This window comes from Cruoricaptor ignavus (genome assembly GCF_014961145.1).
Classification (GTDB): Bacteria; Bacteroidota; Bacteroidia; order Flavobacteriales; family Weeksellaceae; genus Cruoricaptor; species Cruoricaptor ignavus.
The window spans coordinates 365,012-381,539 of the sequence record NZ_CP063145.1; the positions used below are offsets into that span (position 1 = coordinate 365,012).

Consider the following 16,528-nt stretch of genomic DNA (forward strand, 5'->3'; position numbering starts at 1 on the left):
AAATTTTTGGGAAATTTTCGTATTTTTACACCAATAAAGTTTCCCTTAAATGAATACGACGAAATTTCAAAACCGCCACATTGCTTTGAACGAAACTGACAAGCAGGCAATGCTGGCGAGAATTGGCGTGCCTTCTGTAGATGAGCTCATCAACCAAACCATACCCGAAAAAATCCGTTCGGAAAAAGACCTAGATATTTCCGAACCGCTTTCCGAATCGGAACTTTTGGCGCATTCCAAAGCGCTGGCATCGAAAAATCAGATTTTCGATACATACATCGGTTTCGGTTATCACGAAGCCATTTTGCCTGCTGCCATTCAGCGGAACATTTTTGAAAATCCATCGTGGTACACCGCATACACGCCATACCAGGCGGAAATTGCGCAGGGCAGGATGGAAGCGCTGCTAAATTTCCAGACCGTGGTTTCGGATTTGACAGGCTTCCCTATCGCCAATGCTTCGCTGCTTGATGAATCAACGGCTGCTGCAGAGGCGATGAATATGTTTTTCCAAAATAGGACGAGAGAACAGAAAAAGGCGGATGCCAATAGATTTTTCGTGAGCGAACTGGTGCTGCCGCAAACTTTAGCCGTACTGAAAACTAAGGCCTACGGACTTGGAATTGAAATCGTGGAAGGCTGCCACAAATCTGAGAATCTGGATGAGAGTTTCTTCGGCGTGCTGCTGCAGTATCCCGGGAAAAACGGAGTGGTGGAAGATTATACCGATGCCATTGCAGAATTCAAAAATAAAAATCTTCAGGTGGCCGTAGCCTGCGATCCTATGGCTCTGGTGAAGCTGAAATCGCCGGCTGATATGGGTGCAGATTGTGCGGTGGGCACTACGCAGCGCTTCGGCATCCCATTAGGTTACGGCGGCCCGCACGCTGCATTTTTCGCCTGCAAAGAAAATTACAAGCGCGATATTCCGGGAAGAATCATCGGCGTTTCGCAGGATATGTACGGTGGCAGAGCGCTCAGGATGGCGCTTCAAACGAGAGAGCAGCACATCAAGCGCGAAAAGGCAACTTCCAACATCTGCACGGCGCAGGTTTTACTGGCTGTAATGGCTGGGATGTACGCCGTTTATCACGGGCCGAAAGGCTTGGAATTCATCGCCAATCAGATTCATTTCAAAACAAATACGATTGCCAATGCGCTGAAGATTTTGGGCTATGATGTGGTGGAAGATAGCGTTTTCGATACCGTGAAAATCCGGATGAACGAAGACGAGAAAAAGGCGCTGCAGCGCAAAATGGAAGAGCAGAGAATCAACCTGAACTATTTTTCAGAAGGCATTGTGAGCCTTTCCGTTAATGAAGCTACCACGCTTGCCAAGCTGCAGAAATTAGCGGATACTTTTGCTTCGTTCAAGAGTAAGCAAAGTTTCCGGCTGGAAATTCGGGAGGAATTTTCCCTTCCGGAAAATCTTTTGAGAAAGGATGAAATTCTTCACGAAGAAGTTTTCCAAAAATATCATACGGAAACCGAGCTGATGCGCTACATCAAGCGGTTGGAACGGAAGGATATTTCTTTGACGCAATCTATGATTTCCCTCGGTTCCTGCACGATGAAGCTAAACGCCGCTGCGGAAATGCTTCCGCTGAGCTGGGATGAATGGGGCGGTGTGCACCCGTTCGTTCCGCAAAATCAGGCGAAGGGCTATCAATTGATGCTGAAGGAACTGGAAAAAGATTTGGCGGAAATCACAGGTTTTGCAGGAACTTCGCTCCAGCCAAATTCCGGAGCGCAGGGTGAATATGCGGGGCTGATGGTCATCAGAGAATATCACAAATACAACGGGGAAGAGCATAGGAACATCGTGCTGATTCCGCAGTCTGCGCACGGCACGAACCCAGCTTCCGCTGTGATTGCCGGCCTGAAAGTGGTGGTGGTGAAAAATCTGGAAAACGGCGAAATTGACCTGGATGATTTCAGGGCAAAAGCCGAAGAACACCGCGAAAATCTTGCGGCGGCAATGATTACATACCCTTCAACCTATGGCTTTTTCGATGCTAATATTAAGGACATCATCGCCACGGTTCACGAAAACGGCGGGCAGGTGTATATGGATGGCGCCAATATGAATGCTCAGGTGGCTTTCACGAGCCCCGGTTTCATCGGTGCGGATGTTTGCCATTTGAATTTGCACAAAACTTTCGCAATTCCGCACGGTGGCGGTGGCCCTGGTGTAGGCCCGATTTGCGTGGCGGAACACCTTGTGAAATTCCTGCCTTCCAATCCAAACATCAAGGTGGGCACAGCGGATTCCATAGATGCGATTTCCGGTGCGCCGTACGGCTCTGCGCTGGTTTGCAACATTTCTTACGCTTACATCAAAATGCTTGGGTCGGAAGGTTTGAAGCTCGCGACTTCGCACGCCATTTTGAATGCCAATTACCTGAAAGAACTTCTGGCAGAGCATTTCCCGATTCTTTATGCCAACGAAAAGGGCAGGGTAGCGCACGAATGCATTGTGGATTTCCGCCAGTACAAACCGCTGGGGATTGAAGTTGCCGATGTTGCAAAACGCCTTATGGACTACGGTTTCCACGCACCTACGGTGTCTTTCCCTGTTGCCGGAACGCTAATGATTGAGCCTACGGAATCCGAAAGCAAGGAAGAGCTGGACCGTTTTGCCGAAGCGCTGATCAACATTAAAAAGGAAATTGATGAGATTGCAAGCGGCGAAGCCGATGCGAAAAATAATGTGGTGAAAAATGCGCCGCACACTGAGCAAATCGTAATTTCCGACAGCTGGGACAAGCCGTACACTAGGGAAAAGGCAGCCTATCCGCTGGAATGGGTACGCGAAAGAAAATTCTTCCCTTCCGTTTCAAGGGTGGATGAGGCTTTCGGCGACAGAAACCTAATCTGCACCTGTGCGCCGATCGAAGCGTATCAATAATTTATTGATTATCAATTATTTCCCGATGATTATATTTCGTCGGGAATTTTTTTGCCTAAATTTGAAGCGTGAACCTCAACCAAATTTACACCAACCGAAGAACCGGGAACAGCCTGCCAACGCCTGCCAATAGAACGGATTTTCAGCGGGATTATGACAGGATAATTTTCTCGTCGGCTTTCCGAAGGCTGCAGAACAAAACGCAGGTTTTCCCTTTGCCAGGCAGCGTTTTCGTGCACAACAGGCTTACGCATTCGCTGGAAGTTTCTTCCGTGGGAAGAAGTTTGGGAATGCTTGCAGGAGATTTCATCAACGAAAAATTTTCCGCGGATTTGTCAGCGGAATCGGCGGAATTTTACAGGCATCATTTGCCCACCGTAATTGCCGCTGCCTGCCTTTGTCACGACATCGGAAATCCGGCTTTCGGGCATTCCGGTGAAGATGCGATTGCAAGCTATTTCGAAAGAAATGAATCTTCGCTGAAGAAATTTTTTCACGAAAATGAATGGGCAGATTTAATCAATTTTGAAGGAAACGCCAATGCTTTCCGCGTGCTCACACAGCAGCAAATTGGCAAGGATTCTGGCGGAATGCAACTGACTTTCAGCACTTTATCGGCGATTGCAAAATATCCGTGCGAAGCCATCGCTAAAAAGAAAGGCGCCATACACAGAAAAAAGTTTGGATTTTTCCAAAATGAAAAGGCGCTGTTTGAAGAAGTGGCGCTTGAAGTTTCAATGCAAATGGAATGCGATAACCCATTGATTTTCAGGAGGCATCCGTTCGCTTGGCTGGTGGAAGCTGCAGATGATATTTGCTATAACATCATTGATATGGAGGATGCCCACAGGCTTGGCATTATTTCCACGGCAGATTGTGAGAATTTATTTTTTGATTTAATTCAGTCGGAAAACCCTGATACTGAAAGAGTTAGGACCAAACTTGGCTTGATAACCAATGCGAATGACCGAATTTCTTATTTGAGGGCAAAGGTCATCAATGCGCTGATAAACAAGGCTTTTGAGCTTTACCAAATTAATTTTGAACAGATTTTAAGCGGAACTCTGGACAAAGCCTTGCTCGATATTTACAAAAACGAGAACCGAACTCTGGCGGAAATTGAGCGGTTTTCTGTGGAAAAAATTTACAATCATAAAGCGGTGGTGGAGATTGAAAACGCCGGCTACAATGTGATGTACGAGCTGCTGAATCATTTTATTCCTTCGCTGATTAAGCCGGAAGATTCGCTGAAATCTTACGACAAAATGGCATTGAAACTTCTACCGGAACAGTTCCGCTATGAAAGCGGCAGCATTTACCAAAAAGTTCTCGGCGTCATTGATTTTGTTTCCGGGATGACGGACAATTTTGCCACTGACCTTTACCGCAAGATCAAGGGAATTGAAATCGGGATGACAGTTTGAAATTAATGATGACAGAGCTGAAGCACTACAACTACACGCATTTTCCTTTTCTGAATTATAGTCTAGATGATTTTCAGATTCAGTTTACGGCTACGGTTCCTACGGCAATTCGAAGGATTGAAACGAGAAAAATTAACGGAGATTTTTCTGCACACGCTGTCACGGTTATGAATAATCAGGTGCCCTGCGGTTTTTTCATTCTGGATTTTGGTTCTGATAAGTATGAATTGACAACCGAAAAAAATTCCGTGCTGCTACGGTCATTTTCGATAAATCCGAAATTTCAGGGCAATGGTATCGGGAAAAATACCATCAATCTCTTGAGTGATTTCATTAGAAAATATTTTCCGGAAACGAAGCTGGTTGTTCTCGCAGTAAACGAGCGCAATGTCGCCGCGATTTCTCTGTATGAAAAAACTGGCTTCAAATTTGACGAAAAAACGCGTGAAGGTGCCAGCGGCATGCAGAGAATTATGTTCAAAAATGTTTAAAATATTTGTATTTTTAGGGAAAATTTAAAAACAGAAATTATGGAAGCATTGTTTAGCGGGTTTTTCAGCCTGTTTTTCTTCATTCTGGTGGTGCTGGTTTTGTCGTCGTTCTTCACGGTGAAGCAGCAAACCGCGGCAATTGTGGAACGCTTAGGGAAATTTCAGTCTGTTCGTCACGCTGGTTTGCAATGGAAAATTCCGCTGATTGACCGCGTTGCGAAAAGGCTTAACCTAAAAATTCAGCAGCTGGATGTACTGATTGATACGAAAACTTTGGACAATGTTTTCGTGCGGATGAAGGTCTCCGTGCAGTATATGGTGATAAAGGAGCAGGCTGCAGATGCCTTCTACAAGCTGGAATTCCCGGAATCTCAGATTACTTCGTATGTGTTTGATGTTGTTCGGGCGGAAGTTCCGAAAATGAAACTGGACGATGTTTTCGTAAGGAAGGACGACATTGCGAATGCCGTGAAAAACGAGCTGCAGGATGCGATGAGAAGCTATGGCTACGACATTATAAAGGCATTGGTAACGGACATTGATCCAGATGAGCAGGTGAAGCACGCGATGAACCGCATTAATGCTGCAGAACGGGAAAAAACAGCGGCAGAATATGAATCTGAAGCGCAGAGAATCCGCATTGTAGCGGTGGCAAAAGCGGAAGCAGAATCGAAGAAGCTGCAAGGGCAGGGTATTGCAGATCAAAGGCGTGAAATTGCGCGAGGCCTGGAAGAATCCGTGAGAATGCTGAACAATGTGGACATCGATGCGCACGAAGCATCAGCGCTGATTATCGTAACCCAGCATTACGACACGCTGAACGCTGTGGGTGCGAACAACCGCAGCAATATGATACTTCTGCCAAACTCACCAACTGCAGCAACCGGAATGCTAAGCGAACTTGTAACAGCACTGACTGCCGCAGAACAGATGAAGAATGTGCCGCGGAAAGATGAGCGTGAAAATTTGCGCTCTTAAATTGGGAAAAATATCATTATAAACAAAAATAACCTGCTGAAAATCAGCGGGTTATTTTATATTTTGTAGGCCCATGAGGAATCGAACCTCAACCTAAGGAACCGGAATCCTTAATTCTATCCATTAAACTATAGGCCCAATCTTGGCGTTAAAAAGTTAACTTTATTCCGCCAGTAATTTGCGCGCCAAGCACACGATAACCGTAATAATCCTGATACTTTTTGCCAGTCAGATTATTTCCAAGCGCAAAAATACTGAAATTCTTGTGAACTTTATACTCCGCCGAAAGATTAATGTCGAAATAGGCATCGGTTTTTGCATCCTTTGGTAAGGAATAAATTCTGTCCGGTAAAAGGTTGTCCAACAGGACTTCGTAAATTCTAACATCATATCCTGAGCGGTAAAATGCTTGGAATCCCAGCAACATCCTATCCTGAAGGAATTTATAGTCCGCCGAAAATTGCGCTTTCAGATAATTGTTATTGTAAAATTTATCAATATTATCTGCGTCGTATTGGCTGTAAGCCAGGCAGATCCCTGTAACTAAATTCTGCACAGGAAACCACTGAAGGCTGGCTTGTACCTCTGTGCGGGTAGCATTTGCATAGACAATATTGAAAGCGTTTGCAAAATCGTAAGCCGGCCGGGTGGCAGATACCTGCAAATCAAAGAGGGGGCTGTGTGCGAAAAAAGCAGCATTGTCCACCTTGGAATATCCGCCGGAAATGTCGTACTTAAGCTGAGCATTCATATCTCCTTTTATCCCGGCATAGATTTTATATTTCTCATTCCGGGCGCGTAGTGCCTGATCTGGCACCAGCCAGGGATTTCTCTCAAGCATATCGGAATAAGTATTTAAAGCCGTCTCGCCGGTTGCTCCTGCATAAAGTTTGATCCGGTCATTTCCGCTGAAAAGCAGTTCTACATCAGGATAAAATCTGGAATGGCTGTCTGAAATTTTATCTTCATACATTCTTCTGGCGGATTCGTCAAGAAATGCATACTTAAAACCGAGCTTCAGATAGGAGCCGTTTTTCTCAAGCATTATGTGCGGCGCAATACTGAAATAGAAATTATCACTCTGGTTTCTTGCTAGCGTTTTAAACTTTGCCGACTGCCCACCGAGAGCCGTGTTCAGCCCGGCGTCCAAACGAATTCCCGAAGTGTTTTTAAAAAAATCTGCGTACTTCAGCTTTATTTCCAAATCTCCATACTGCTCCTCGGAATCAAAATGATCGGTGAGGTAAGAGGTTTTAAAACGCACATCGTCCAGGATTTTATTGGAATAAAAATCATAATGACCGTTCAGCTTTACGGTATTGGTTTTCTGATGCAAATCGGGAACCTGACCCGGCGCCATTGCATAGATTCCGTAAAAATGATAGTCGTTCAGAAGGTAGCGCGCCTCTACGCCTGCCTTCCCGCTACCACCGTAATAATTCAGGAAAGCTCCAAAATCGCCCTTCGCAGCATCGGAATCCCACGGATATTCATTCTTCAGCCCGGAGGTGGAGAGGTAATGCACATCGGCGCCGGCTTCCCACCGGTCATTCAGCTGCGCAGAAATATTCCCGTCCCCCAGCACTTTACCGTAGTTTCCCATACCCAGCCGCACGAAATTCCGCTGGTGATTTGTTTTAAATTCCGGGGAGAGGTCGGCTCCTTCGATTTCAGAAGTTTTAAATTCCGAAACAGGCTGTACATCCACAATTTCGTAACGGAGGTTCAGGGAATCCTGAATGCGTTTCTCCCTCGGAGGGTAGTTTTTTTCAATCTTCGCGGCGCTCTGCTTTTTCTCAATCCTTCGGATTTCCGGTTCCCTTTTGCGGTCGAGGATGAGAACCTCTTCCCGAATCTGCGCTGCCACTAGCTGGGACAAACCGAAAAATGCAATCGCCGTAATTTTTTGCTGAATTTTCATAAGCTTTTCAGTTTCTCGCTTATTTTTTTATAGATTTTTTAATTTCTTTTGCTTCCGAGATGATTTCAGGGAAATCTTGGTAATTGGCAATCACCTGGTCCACCGTATAGCTCGCCTGATACTGATCCTGCAGGCCGAGGTAGTTCCGCGCCATCACGAGCAATGCCTTCGCGCCCCAGTATTCTTCCGATGCAAAGTTATTGGCAAGTTTAAAAATCGTCTCGTTGGAGTTTTTGTACGCCTTAGCCTTATTCTGATAAAAGGCTTTCGCATACAGTGCTTCTGCCGCAACCTCCGGGTTGGTTGATTTTTCCAGGGCAGCATACGCATTCTGTGCGTCGCGATCCTTGCCGTTCTGCATCAAGCTGCGCGCGCGTATCACCCTTGCTTTTTCCAAAACTGGGGGCGGGCTGGAGGCATCCTTCAGTACTTCCTCAGCGCGCTGGCTTGCCTTTGAAATTTCGTTATTCTCTGCATAGAGGCTCATCAGCTCTACATTAGCAAAGTTTCTTATTTTTTTATCTGGTGCTTTCAGGAGTTTTTCCAACTGTCTTATCGCCTCGGCGGAATTATTCTGCGCAAGATAAATTTGCGCAATCCTTGTCTGCGCTTCGGTTTGATAGTCATTGGGCTCATTGGCGACCTCCTGAAGCACCGCCAATGCTTTGGCAGCATTTTTAGTCTGGTAATAGCTTTCGCCCAGTTCATACTGTGCCAGATAGCGCCCTTGCCCGGTAGGGTTTTTGATTAAAAATTTCTCATACATCGGGATGGCGCGCGCATACTCTTTTTTCTGGTAAAAATTCCTTGCGCCCGTGAGGTTGATTTCATCCAGCTCAGCAGAAGATACATCTACCCCCAGGGATTTCGCAAACGCCTGGTAGCCACTGATGTCATTATTTTTCAAAAATGCTGCTCGGGAAGCCGGCAGGATTTTCTTCGCCCACTCAGTATTCCTATACTCGCTGCCCAGCAGCCGGAATTCTTGTAGGGCTCTCTCCGACTGCCCCAGGTCCGCCAGGTTCTGCGCCCTTGCGATTCGCGCGTTGATGGTAAGGTCACGGTCTTTTCCGGATTTTATTACCTTCTCGAGATAAGCGTTAGAATTGCTATAATCCTCCTGGGAGGCGTATGCGGCGGCGATTTCAAAATTGGCTTGCTCGGCAAATTCCGAGTTTGGATATTTTCCTGTAAATTTCTTTAACTCAGAGATTTTCGCCTGAGAGTCGCCCCTGTATCCCTGCGCCATTGCCTTCTGAAACATTGTGTGCTCATCCGCGCCCTCCGCCTTGTCATAAAGGGCAATGGCATCGGTAAGTTTGTTTTCGGCAAAATAGGTATCTGCAAGCCGCAGCTCTGCATCTGCCTTATATTCCTCTTGTGGATTTTTCAAATACTGGGAAAAATTCTGCTGTGCCTTCGGGAAATTTTTTGATTTAAAATAAGCATAGCCCAGATCATACGGCACCTGCTGATTTTCAGGGAAATTTTTGCCTGCCAATTTTTCGAATCCGGAGATGGCGGCGGGGTATCTGCCTTTCTGGTAATCGATCTGTGCCAGCCAGTATCTGGCGCGGTAGCCCGCTTCCTCACTGATATTTTTTTTCAGGCTGCGGCTTAGATATTTTTCGGCTTCGTCGTAGTTTCCCTTGTTAAATTCCTCCATACCGAGCAGCAGCGAGACCTCCTGGTTGATTTTTTCAGTTTCTCCGCTAGCATTTCCCATTTTATCTATCGCTTCCAGCGTGGCGCGGTAGTCTCCGGAGTAGAGGTAAGAATTTACGAGCAGTTTCTGCATTTCTGCGCGTTTCGCCGATTTCGGATAGGCAGAAATATATGCCTGCAGTACCTTGCCCGGGGTCTCAAACGGGTTTCCAAGTTCGTAGCCAAGTTTGGCATACTGCTCGTGGGCAAGCTGCTTCACTTTAGCATCATAGCTCATCTGATACGCAGAGCGGAAGGCGGATAGCGCTTCCTGCTTTCTGCCGGTTTGCAGGTAGGCATTCCCCAGCTGATAGTAGGCATTCTGCGCCGATGCAGACTGCTCATTCAGCAGGCGGTTATAGTAATGTACCGCCTCTTCGTAGTTTTGCATTTTTGCTGCCAGGAAGCCCATTTCGTAAAGGTCGGACGAGGTAGGGTTCTGCTGCTGCTCCAGATAGTTTTTCAGGTAAGGGTAGGCATCAGAATATTTTCCCTGCCGGAAATAACTTTCACCTATAATTTTCTGAACTTCAGATTTGTAAGTGGGAGAGAGATCGCCGTCCAAAAGGTTCTTCCCTTCGGAAATTGCCCTGCTATAATCGCCCGTGTTGTAATGCATCTGCACATAGTACGGCTTTACCATCCCGGCAAATTTCTCATCATCCTTTATTTCATCGAAATATTTGAAAGCCGCCTCGCTGTCTCCTCCCGAGTAGCTCAGGTGCCCCAGCATATAGGAAATCTCCTTTCTGGACTCGCCCTCCGCAGAGTTGTACGCCTCCTGCAATGCTTCCACAGCTCCCGCCTTATCTCCAGTCATAAATTTTGCATAGCCCAATTTCAAGACATATTGTGAATTCTCCTCACGAGAAAGCTGCAACTGGTTTACCTTCATGAGCATTTCCAGAGCCCTTTCATAGTCCTTTTTATTCAGATAATAATCTGCAAGGGGGAGGCTCGCTGCAGACAAAAATGCCGAATTGGGATTTTCTTCCAAGAAAGCCTGCAGACCGAGCTCTGCGCCGTCCTTCTGCAAAAGTGTGCCAATCAGATTATCGAAAAACCGTGCTGCCTCTTTTTGTGAATTGTTCAGGTCTCCGTAAAAATATTCACTTGCAAACTCGTACTGGGATGCATTGTAAACTTTACCCTGAAACAGATTTTCTGCCAGGCCAAAGTGATAATCTGAGGCTTGCGTAAAGTATTTCGTCTGCTGTGCGCCGCTCAGGCTGAAAAAAAGGACCGCGGCACCTATTGATAGCGTGCGATTTCGCATTTTAATAGCAAAAAAAGTTAGTAACAAATTATCAACGAAAATAGTCAAAACTTATTGCCCGAGCAAGTTTTCTGTTAATGTCAATTTGTGGATAATTTTAATATAAAACATTTTTTAGCTCCCACCGACCAATCATCATTTTTCAAACTAATGTTTACTTTTGCCGGATGAATCAAATTTTCAGAAAGAAAACTTATAGCGGCACCCCAGGCGGGCACGGCCTGCAGCGCGTGCTGGGCGTCTGGGACATTGTTTTTTTCGGCATAGCGGCGATCATCGGGGCAGGCAGTTTCAGCAGCCTCGGGGAGGCGGTGTACAAGGGCGGCCCGGGCGTTATACTTCTTTATCTGATTTGCGGCGTGGCTTGTACCTTCACCGCGCTTTGCTATGCAGAATTCGCCAGCCGTATTCCCGTAGCGGGCTCCGCTTACACCTATGCCTACGCCAGTTTTGGAGAGCTGGCAGCCTGGGTGATAGGCTGGGCGCTCATTATGGAATATTCTTTCGGGAATATTTATGTGGCATTTTCCTGGAGCGATTATTTCACAAGTATGCTGGATAGGATTGGAATTCACATCCCGGATTATTTCACCTGCAGCTACCCCGAAGCTAAAAAGGCTTTTTTGGGACATTCCAAAAACCAGCAGCTCATCCGCGCGTGGGACACCGCGCCAGAGATCGGAGGGCTAAAGATTATTGCCGATCTGCCCGCACTCCTTATCAATGGCCTCATCACCGCGCTGTGCTACATCGGCGTGCGGGAGAGTAAAAATTTCAACAACCTTCTGGTCATCCTCAAGCTCGCCGTGATTTTGCTGATCATCATCGTCGGCAGCAGATTTATAGACACCTCTAACTGGACGCCTGTGAGCAAAATTACCGGTGAGCCGTCCTTCCTGCCCAACGGCATAGCCGGGGTAATGAGCGCGGTCTCGGGCGTGTTTTTCGCCTATATGGGCTTCGATGCGCTCAGCACGCTGTCGGAAGAAACAAAAGATCCCCAGCGCACACTCCCGAAGGGTATGCTGATCTCGCTGGCGCTGTGCACGCTCATCTACATCATCCTCACCCTGGTAGTCACCGGTATGGTAGATTACCGCAAGTTCGATGGCGTGGGAGATCCCCTGTCGTTCATTTTTCAGCCTGAAAATGTAGACCTTCCGTGGATGGAGTTCACGGTTTCCGCCATCGCTATCGTGGCGATTACCACGGTGCTCCTCGTTTTCCAGATGGGGCAGCCCAGAATCTGGTATGCGATGAGCCGAGACGGCCTGATGCCGCGCAGATTTCAGGAGGTGCACCCGAAATTCAAAACTCCCTCCTTCGCTACGATAATAACGGGGATTATCGTTGGAATTCCTATACTTTTTACAGACAAAACTTTCATCCTTGATTTTACCAGCATCGGGACTATTTTCGCCTTCGTGCTCGTGTGCGGCGGCGTGCTGATGCTGCCACCACGGGATAAAGCGGACGGCTTCCGCCTGCCGTACATCAGCGGCCAATGGATTTTCCCCCTATTGTTCCTCACAGGTCTTGGGCTCTTCTGCCTTTTCGATGCAGATTTTTTCCGGAATTTTTTTCAATTCGAAAGCACAGTGGAACGGGAATTTAAAATCTCGGTAATGATCTACCTCATCATCCTGGCGGTGCTCAGCGTTTTCGCCTTCACCAGAAAACTTTCCCTTATCCCCCTGCTCGGGCTAGCCTCCTGCCTCTACCTACTCACAGGTATGAGCCACGAAAACTGGCTCTGGTTCGGGCTTTGGTTTGGCATAGGTCTCGTGGTTTATTTTTGGTACGGAAGGAAGCACTCAGCGCTGGCAGGCGGGGAGTAAATATTTTGGTTAAATTTTTGATGCAAATTAATTTAAATAAATTTTGCAAAGATGGAAAAGAAGGAAATTCAAGAAACCACAGTGGGGCAAGATACCACTACCAACAACCTTACCAACACCAGCACCACACAGCCGGAACGCAGGAATATAACCACCGGCGACATCCCCGGTGAGCAGGAAAAAGATGCCTCCGACGCCATTACGGAAGCGGCAAAAGAGGGGGACAGCAATTTCCGTAGCGGGAATTAATAATTTTAGGGCGGGCAAGTTCCCGCTTTTTTTATTTCAGAAAACTATGACAGAAAAGCTACTTCACGCTGCGGGATTTTATGAAATAAAAAATCTCCGAAGAATCTCAGGAGGCGATATCAATGAGGCTTTTGCGTTTTTCTCCAAAGAGCAAGAATATTTTGTTAAAATAAATCAGCTTCAGGATTTTCCCGATTTATTTGAAAAAGAGGCATCCGGGCTGCAGCATCTTTCGGAATGGAAGAAAATTTCAGTTTTATAAAAGGGGGGTAATTTAGTTTTGATGTAATGTAACTTTTACTACTTAAATGCGGTGTTAATTCTGTACTGCAAACCGAAGTAAAAAACTCTTTGTTGATAGAAATTATAAAATCTTGAAGCATAGTTAGTATTATAGTATTGAGACATTTCATTTTTGTTGTTTAGAATGTTATTTATCGACAAAAAAGTTATAAGCGAATTAGAATTTCCAGTTCTGAAAACCTTGTTTACTGAAAAATCAATTTTATTATAATTATTAAGTTCAAATCCATTTATATTGTCAAATTCAGGTTGGAATACCTGCAGTGTGGGTACCCATATCGCATTACTTACAGAGGTAATAAAATTCCCAGGTCTTTTTATAAGGGAGGTACATGGCTGCTTTTTTCAGACAGGTTAAAATTGGAGTATTAACTTTAACTTTGGAAAAAAAGCAATGAAAAAATCAAGATTTACGGAGCCTCAGATTATCAGGATGCTCCAGAGCCAGCAGGAAGGCAAGAAAGTGGCGGAGATCTGCCGGGAATACGGTATCTCCGAACAAACATTTTACAACTGGAAGAGCAAGTATGGAGGAATGAGTCTTTCGGAACTCCAGCGTGTCAAGGAACTTGAAGCGGAGAATGCCCGTCTCAAGCGCATTGTGGCGGACCAGCAGATTTCCATCGATATTTTAAAGGAGGTCAACTCAAAAAAGTGGTAACACCTTATCAGAAGGAGCGTTGTATTGCTTATATTCGGGAGAAAAGACCGGAGATAAGTTATGCTAAGGTGTGCCGCGTAATGGGACGCTCAAGAACCTCAAAATATTATAAAAAACGGATGCCCGAAAAAGATGAAAAACTTCGAGAAGCCATCACCTCGATATTGGGAACCAGCAGGCTGGGACGCAAGAAAGTCATCGTGAAGGTTCGTAAAAAGTACCCGGGGTACGGTTCTTCGCAAATCCGAAGGGTCTATCAGAAGTATGGTTTTTCGCTTTACAAAAGAATGAAAAGGAAACGGTTTGACAATCCTGCCAATCCCATCGCTGTACCTTTGGAGCGTAATGAGGAATGGGCAATGGACTTTATGAGTGACGCACTGGCGAGGGGATCCCGATTTCGAACGCTGAATATTGTTGATCAGTACAACAGAAAATGTCTGGGGATTGATGCGCGTACATCCATGCCGTCCAGAGCGGTCATCCATTTTTTGGAGCGCATGATTGAGAAGCACGGCAAGCCCAAGGGAATACGCACGGACAACGGCCCGGAGTTTACCTCGGGCCTTTTCCAGGATTGGCTGGATAAAAACAACATTGAATGGGTTAAAATCCAAAAAGGAAAGCCACAGCAGAATGCCATTATCGAGCGTTTCAACAAAACCTACAGAGAAGATGTGCTGGACGCCAACCTGTTTTTCTCCCTTCAGGATGTAAAAGACCTTACGGAACGCTGGATAGAAGACTACAATTATGAACGTCCGCACGAAGCACTGGACTTTAAAACCCCATCGGAATATGAGGCAGCATAAGGTTTTTTTAAGGCATGAACTTCTGAAATATAATTCAGAAAAAAGCACCGCAAAAAGCAGTGCCCTTGAAAACTATATTTCGTCGGCCAACCTATCCCTCTCAGGTTGCTCCTCAGCAGAGCCTAATTCCGTTTCGGTTGGCAGGTGCAAATTTCGATTGAAAAAACTATATTTACAAACTGTCAAAAAAGTAGACCACTTACCCCTTGTCATTATTGATGGTTTTAGTTTCAACTTTATTATTTTGACATGAAGCGAAGCCGTTTAAAACAGCAAATAAGATTATTGTTTTCATAATGTTTTCCATTGATTTAAATTTTTAGAATTAGTGAGATGTTAAAAATATTGATAGACATATGTGATTTGATTACATCAACATGACAAATATAATAATATCAGCCATTCAAAGATTAATATTAGCAAAAATTAATATTACTTGGAATAATTATAATGTTATATGCTTTATAGTAGTTTTTCTTCATTTTGCCAAATTTTTGGAATATTAGGATATATTCTAACTATAGGGAATTTGCGAGATGATAGAGTTTTTAATAGGTCGTAGACGATTATTAATATTTTAAGGTTTATTTTAGTGTGGAAGTCTTTTTTTATCGCATTCGTTTATAGTATTGTTATTTTTTTAATTGCCTGTTTTCTTATTATGATTAAAACATTAGAGTTTATTTTCTTACCTTTTAAAGAAATAGTTATTGTAAATTGTCAATGCGGATTAGGATGTTTTGCTTTGGTTTTATAGATACGAATGTACCATAATTAGATAATATCTCCATTACCCGATGGAAAGCGGGCTAGAGGAGCGCCTGCCGGTCTCGCAGCTGTACCACCTGATATTCCACGCGCTGCATTTCGGCGGCGGATACATTCGCAGGGTGAAGGAAATTTTGACAAAGTTCTAAAAAACCCCCGCCTCGCGAAGGACCAGCTCTATGTTTCGGAAGGTCTTTCCAACTACCACATCTTGTATTTCCCCGCGCGTCATCCAGCGCACCTCAGTAATGCCCTCTTCGGTTTGCGGTTGCGGCAGATCCATTCCGCTGTATTTCATTTTAAACCAATGAGTTATTTTCAGTATCAACTTTCCATCACGCTCGCGGTAGGTATGATATGTGGTAGAGATAAATTTCTCCAGCCCTACGCCGGAGAGCGCCGTCTCCTCCGAAACTTCCCGAACGGCTGCGTCCGGCACGGTCTCGTTTTTTTCCAGCTTGCCTTTCGGCAGATCCCACTTGCCGAGCCGGTGGATGAAGAGAAATTTTCCCTCAGAATTTTCCACAAGCCCACCCGCAGCTTCTATATTTTTATAATGTTTTCGGAAATCGCTCCACATCCCTTCCACATCGTGGGACACTACGGCTAGGCTGCTGCGGGAAGTATTTTCTAGCTGGTCCACAGCGATATCAAAGGTGTGGGCGTCCTCAAAATGCAGAAACTTTTCATCAATATCCGCATTTTCTGCGAATGACATCTGCTTCTCATTGACAAAAACTTTATACATTTGTAGGAATTTTATATCACAAATTTAGGAAAAATGAATTTACAGGGACGAAAAATCATCGTAAATAAATCCGCCGGAGAACTCGCTAGTATGCTTCGCGATCCGGAAAACTACCGCGCACTGATGCCGGATGACCTTCAGAAATTTGAGACTACGGCCGATGGATTCAGGTTTTCAATCAAAGGTATGCCGGAAGTTGCCCTTAAAATTGATGAAGTGACCGATCAGGACATTAAGCTTGTATCAGCTATGTCCGGATTGGATTTTAAACTGGACGGTAAGATGACGCCTGCCGGGGAAAACCAGACAGAAGCGCAGCTTTTGTTCGAAGGAAAATTTAACCCATTCATCAGGATGATGGCAGAAAAACCGCTGAAAAATTTCCTCGACAGCCTTACTGATAAGATTGAAAAACTTTGATGCCCAAAATTCCGCACCCTGCGGAAT

Annotated in this window: 14 protein-coding genes and 1 tRNA gene; 11 read left to right on the forward strand and 4 right to left on the reverse strand. The window is 45.3% G+C overall.

The window, feature by feature from the left end; genetic code table 11:
- Positions 1–49: 49 nt before the first annotated feature.
- From gcvP to IMZ16_RS01650, 4 genes are all read left to right on the forward strand, one after another.
- Entirely contained in the window at positions 50–2,908 is a 2,859-nt protein-coding gene (gene gcvP, locus IMZ16_RS01635) for an aminomethyl-transferring glycine dehydrogenase (protein WP_193440236.1), read from the forward strand.
- A 68-nt stretch (positions 2,909–2,976) separates the two neighbouring features.
- On the forward strand, positions 2,977–4,332 hold the full coding sequence (gene dgt / locus IMZ16_RS01640; protein WP_193440237.1) for a dGTP triphosphohydrolase: 1,356 nt from the start codon (positions 2,977–2,979) through the stop codon (positions 4,330–4,332).
- A gap of 5 nt (positions 4,333–4,337) precedes the next feature.
- Positions 4,338–4,823: a GNAT family N-acetyltransferase gene (locus IMZ16_RS01645; RefSeq protein WP_193440238.1), complete on the forward strand. Its 486-nt coding sequence runs from the start codon at positions 4,338–4,340 to the stop codon at positions 4,821–4,823.
- Between the two features lie 39 nt (positions 4,824–4,862).
- Complete coding sequence (locus tag IMZ16_RS01650; protein WP_193440239.1) at positions 4,863–5,801, forward strand: SPFH domain-containing protein; 939 nt, start codon at positions 4,863–4,865, stop codon at positions 5,799–5,801.
- Positions 5,802–5,867: 66 nt separating this feature from the next.
- On the opposite strand, the gene IMZ16_RS01655 is transcribed toward IMZ16_RS01650, so the two are convergent.
- From IMZ16_RS01655 to IMZ16_RS01665, 3 genes are all read right to left on the reverse strand, one after another.
- Positions 5,868–5,939 (reverse strand) — tRNA-Arg (locus IMZ16_RS01655).
- Positions 5,940–5,949: 10 nt separating this feature from the next.
- On the reverse strand, positions 5,950–7,722 hold the full coding sequence (locus IMZ16_RS01660; RefSeq protein ID WP_193440240.1) for a porin family protein: 1,773 nt from the start codon (positions 7,720–7,722) through the stop codon (positions 5,950–5,952).
- Between the two features lie 19 nt (positions 7,723–7,741).
- Complete coding sequence (locus IMZ16_RS01665) at positions 7,742–10,702, reverse strand: tetratricopeptide repeat protein (RefSeq protein ID WP_193440241.1); 2,961 nt, start codon at positions 10,700–10,702, stop codon at positions 7,742–7,744.
- Positions 10,703–10,869: 167 nt separating this feature from the next.
- Here IMZ16_RS01665 and IMZ16_RS01670 point away from each other — a divergent pair, with 167 nt between their 5' ends.
- The 6 genes from IMZ16_RS01670 (at position 10,870) to IMZ16_RS01695 (ending at position 15,482) form a co-directional block, all read left to right on the forward strand.
- Positions 10,870–12,540, forward strand: a complete 1,671-nt coding sequence (locus IMZ16_RS01670; protein WP_193440242.1) for an APC family permease — start codon at positions 10,870–10,872, stop codon at positions 12,538–12,540.
- Positions 12,541–12,591: 51 nt separating this feature from the next.
- Entirely contained in the window at positions 12,592–12,789 is a 198-nt protein-coding gene (locus IMZ16_RS01675) for a hypothetical protein (RefSeq protein ID WP_073178127.1), read from the forward strand.
- 46 nt (positions 12,790–12,835) lie between these two features.
- Positions 12,836–13,051: a fructosamine kinase family protein gene (locus IMZ16_RS01680; RefSeq protein WP_073178125.1), complete on the forward strand. Its 216-nt coding sequence runs from the start codon at positions 12,836–12,838 to the stop codon at positions 13,049–13,051.
- Between the two features lie 435 nt (positions 13,052–13,486).
- A complete protein-coding gene (locus IMZ16_RS01685; RefSeq protein ID WP_123249589.1) occupies positions 13,487–13,753 on the forward strand; it encodes a transposase in 267 nt (88 codons plus the stop codon).
- A complete protein-coding gene (locus tag IMZ16_RS01690) occupies positions 13,747–14,565 on the forward strand; it encodes an IS3 family transposase (protein ID WP_124802870.1) in 819 nt (272 codons plus the stop codon). Before IMZ16_RS01685 ends, IMZ16_RS01690 begins: the two co-directional genes overlap by 7 nt.
- A 797-nt stretch (positions 14,566–15,362) precedes the next feature.
- The gene (locus tag IMZ16_RS01695) at positions 15,363–15,482 is read left to right on the forward strand and encodes a fructosamine kinase family protein (protein WP_193440243.1); all 120 of its coding nucleotides are present in this window, start codon (positions 15,363–15,365) and stop codon (positions 15,480–15,482) included.
- Here IMZ16_RS01695 and IMZ16_RS01700 read toward each other — a convergent pair.
- Positions 15,479–16,051, reverse strand: a complete 573-nt coding sequence (locus IMZ16_RS01700; RefSeq protein WP_227411541.1) for an NUDIX hydrolase — start codon at positions 16,049–16,051, stop codon at positions 15,479–15,481. The two genes, IMZ16_RS01695 and IMZ16_RS01700, sit on opposite strands and share 4 nt — an antisense overlap.
- A gap of 63 nt (positions 16,052–16,114) precedes the next feature.
- Between IMZ16_RS01700 and IMZ16_RS01705 the strand changes: the two genes are divergently transcribed.
- Positions 16,115–16,501, forward strand: a complete 387-nt coding sequence (locus IMZ16_RS01705) for an SRPBCC family protein (RefSeq protein WP_193440244.1) — start codon at positions 16,115–16,117, stop codon at positions 16,499–16,501.
- Positions 16,502–16,528: the final 27 nt, after the last annotated feature.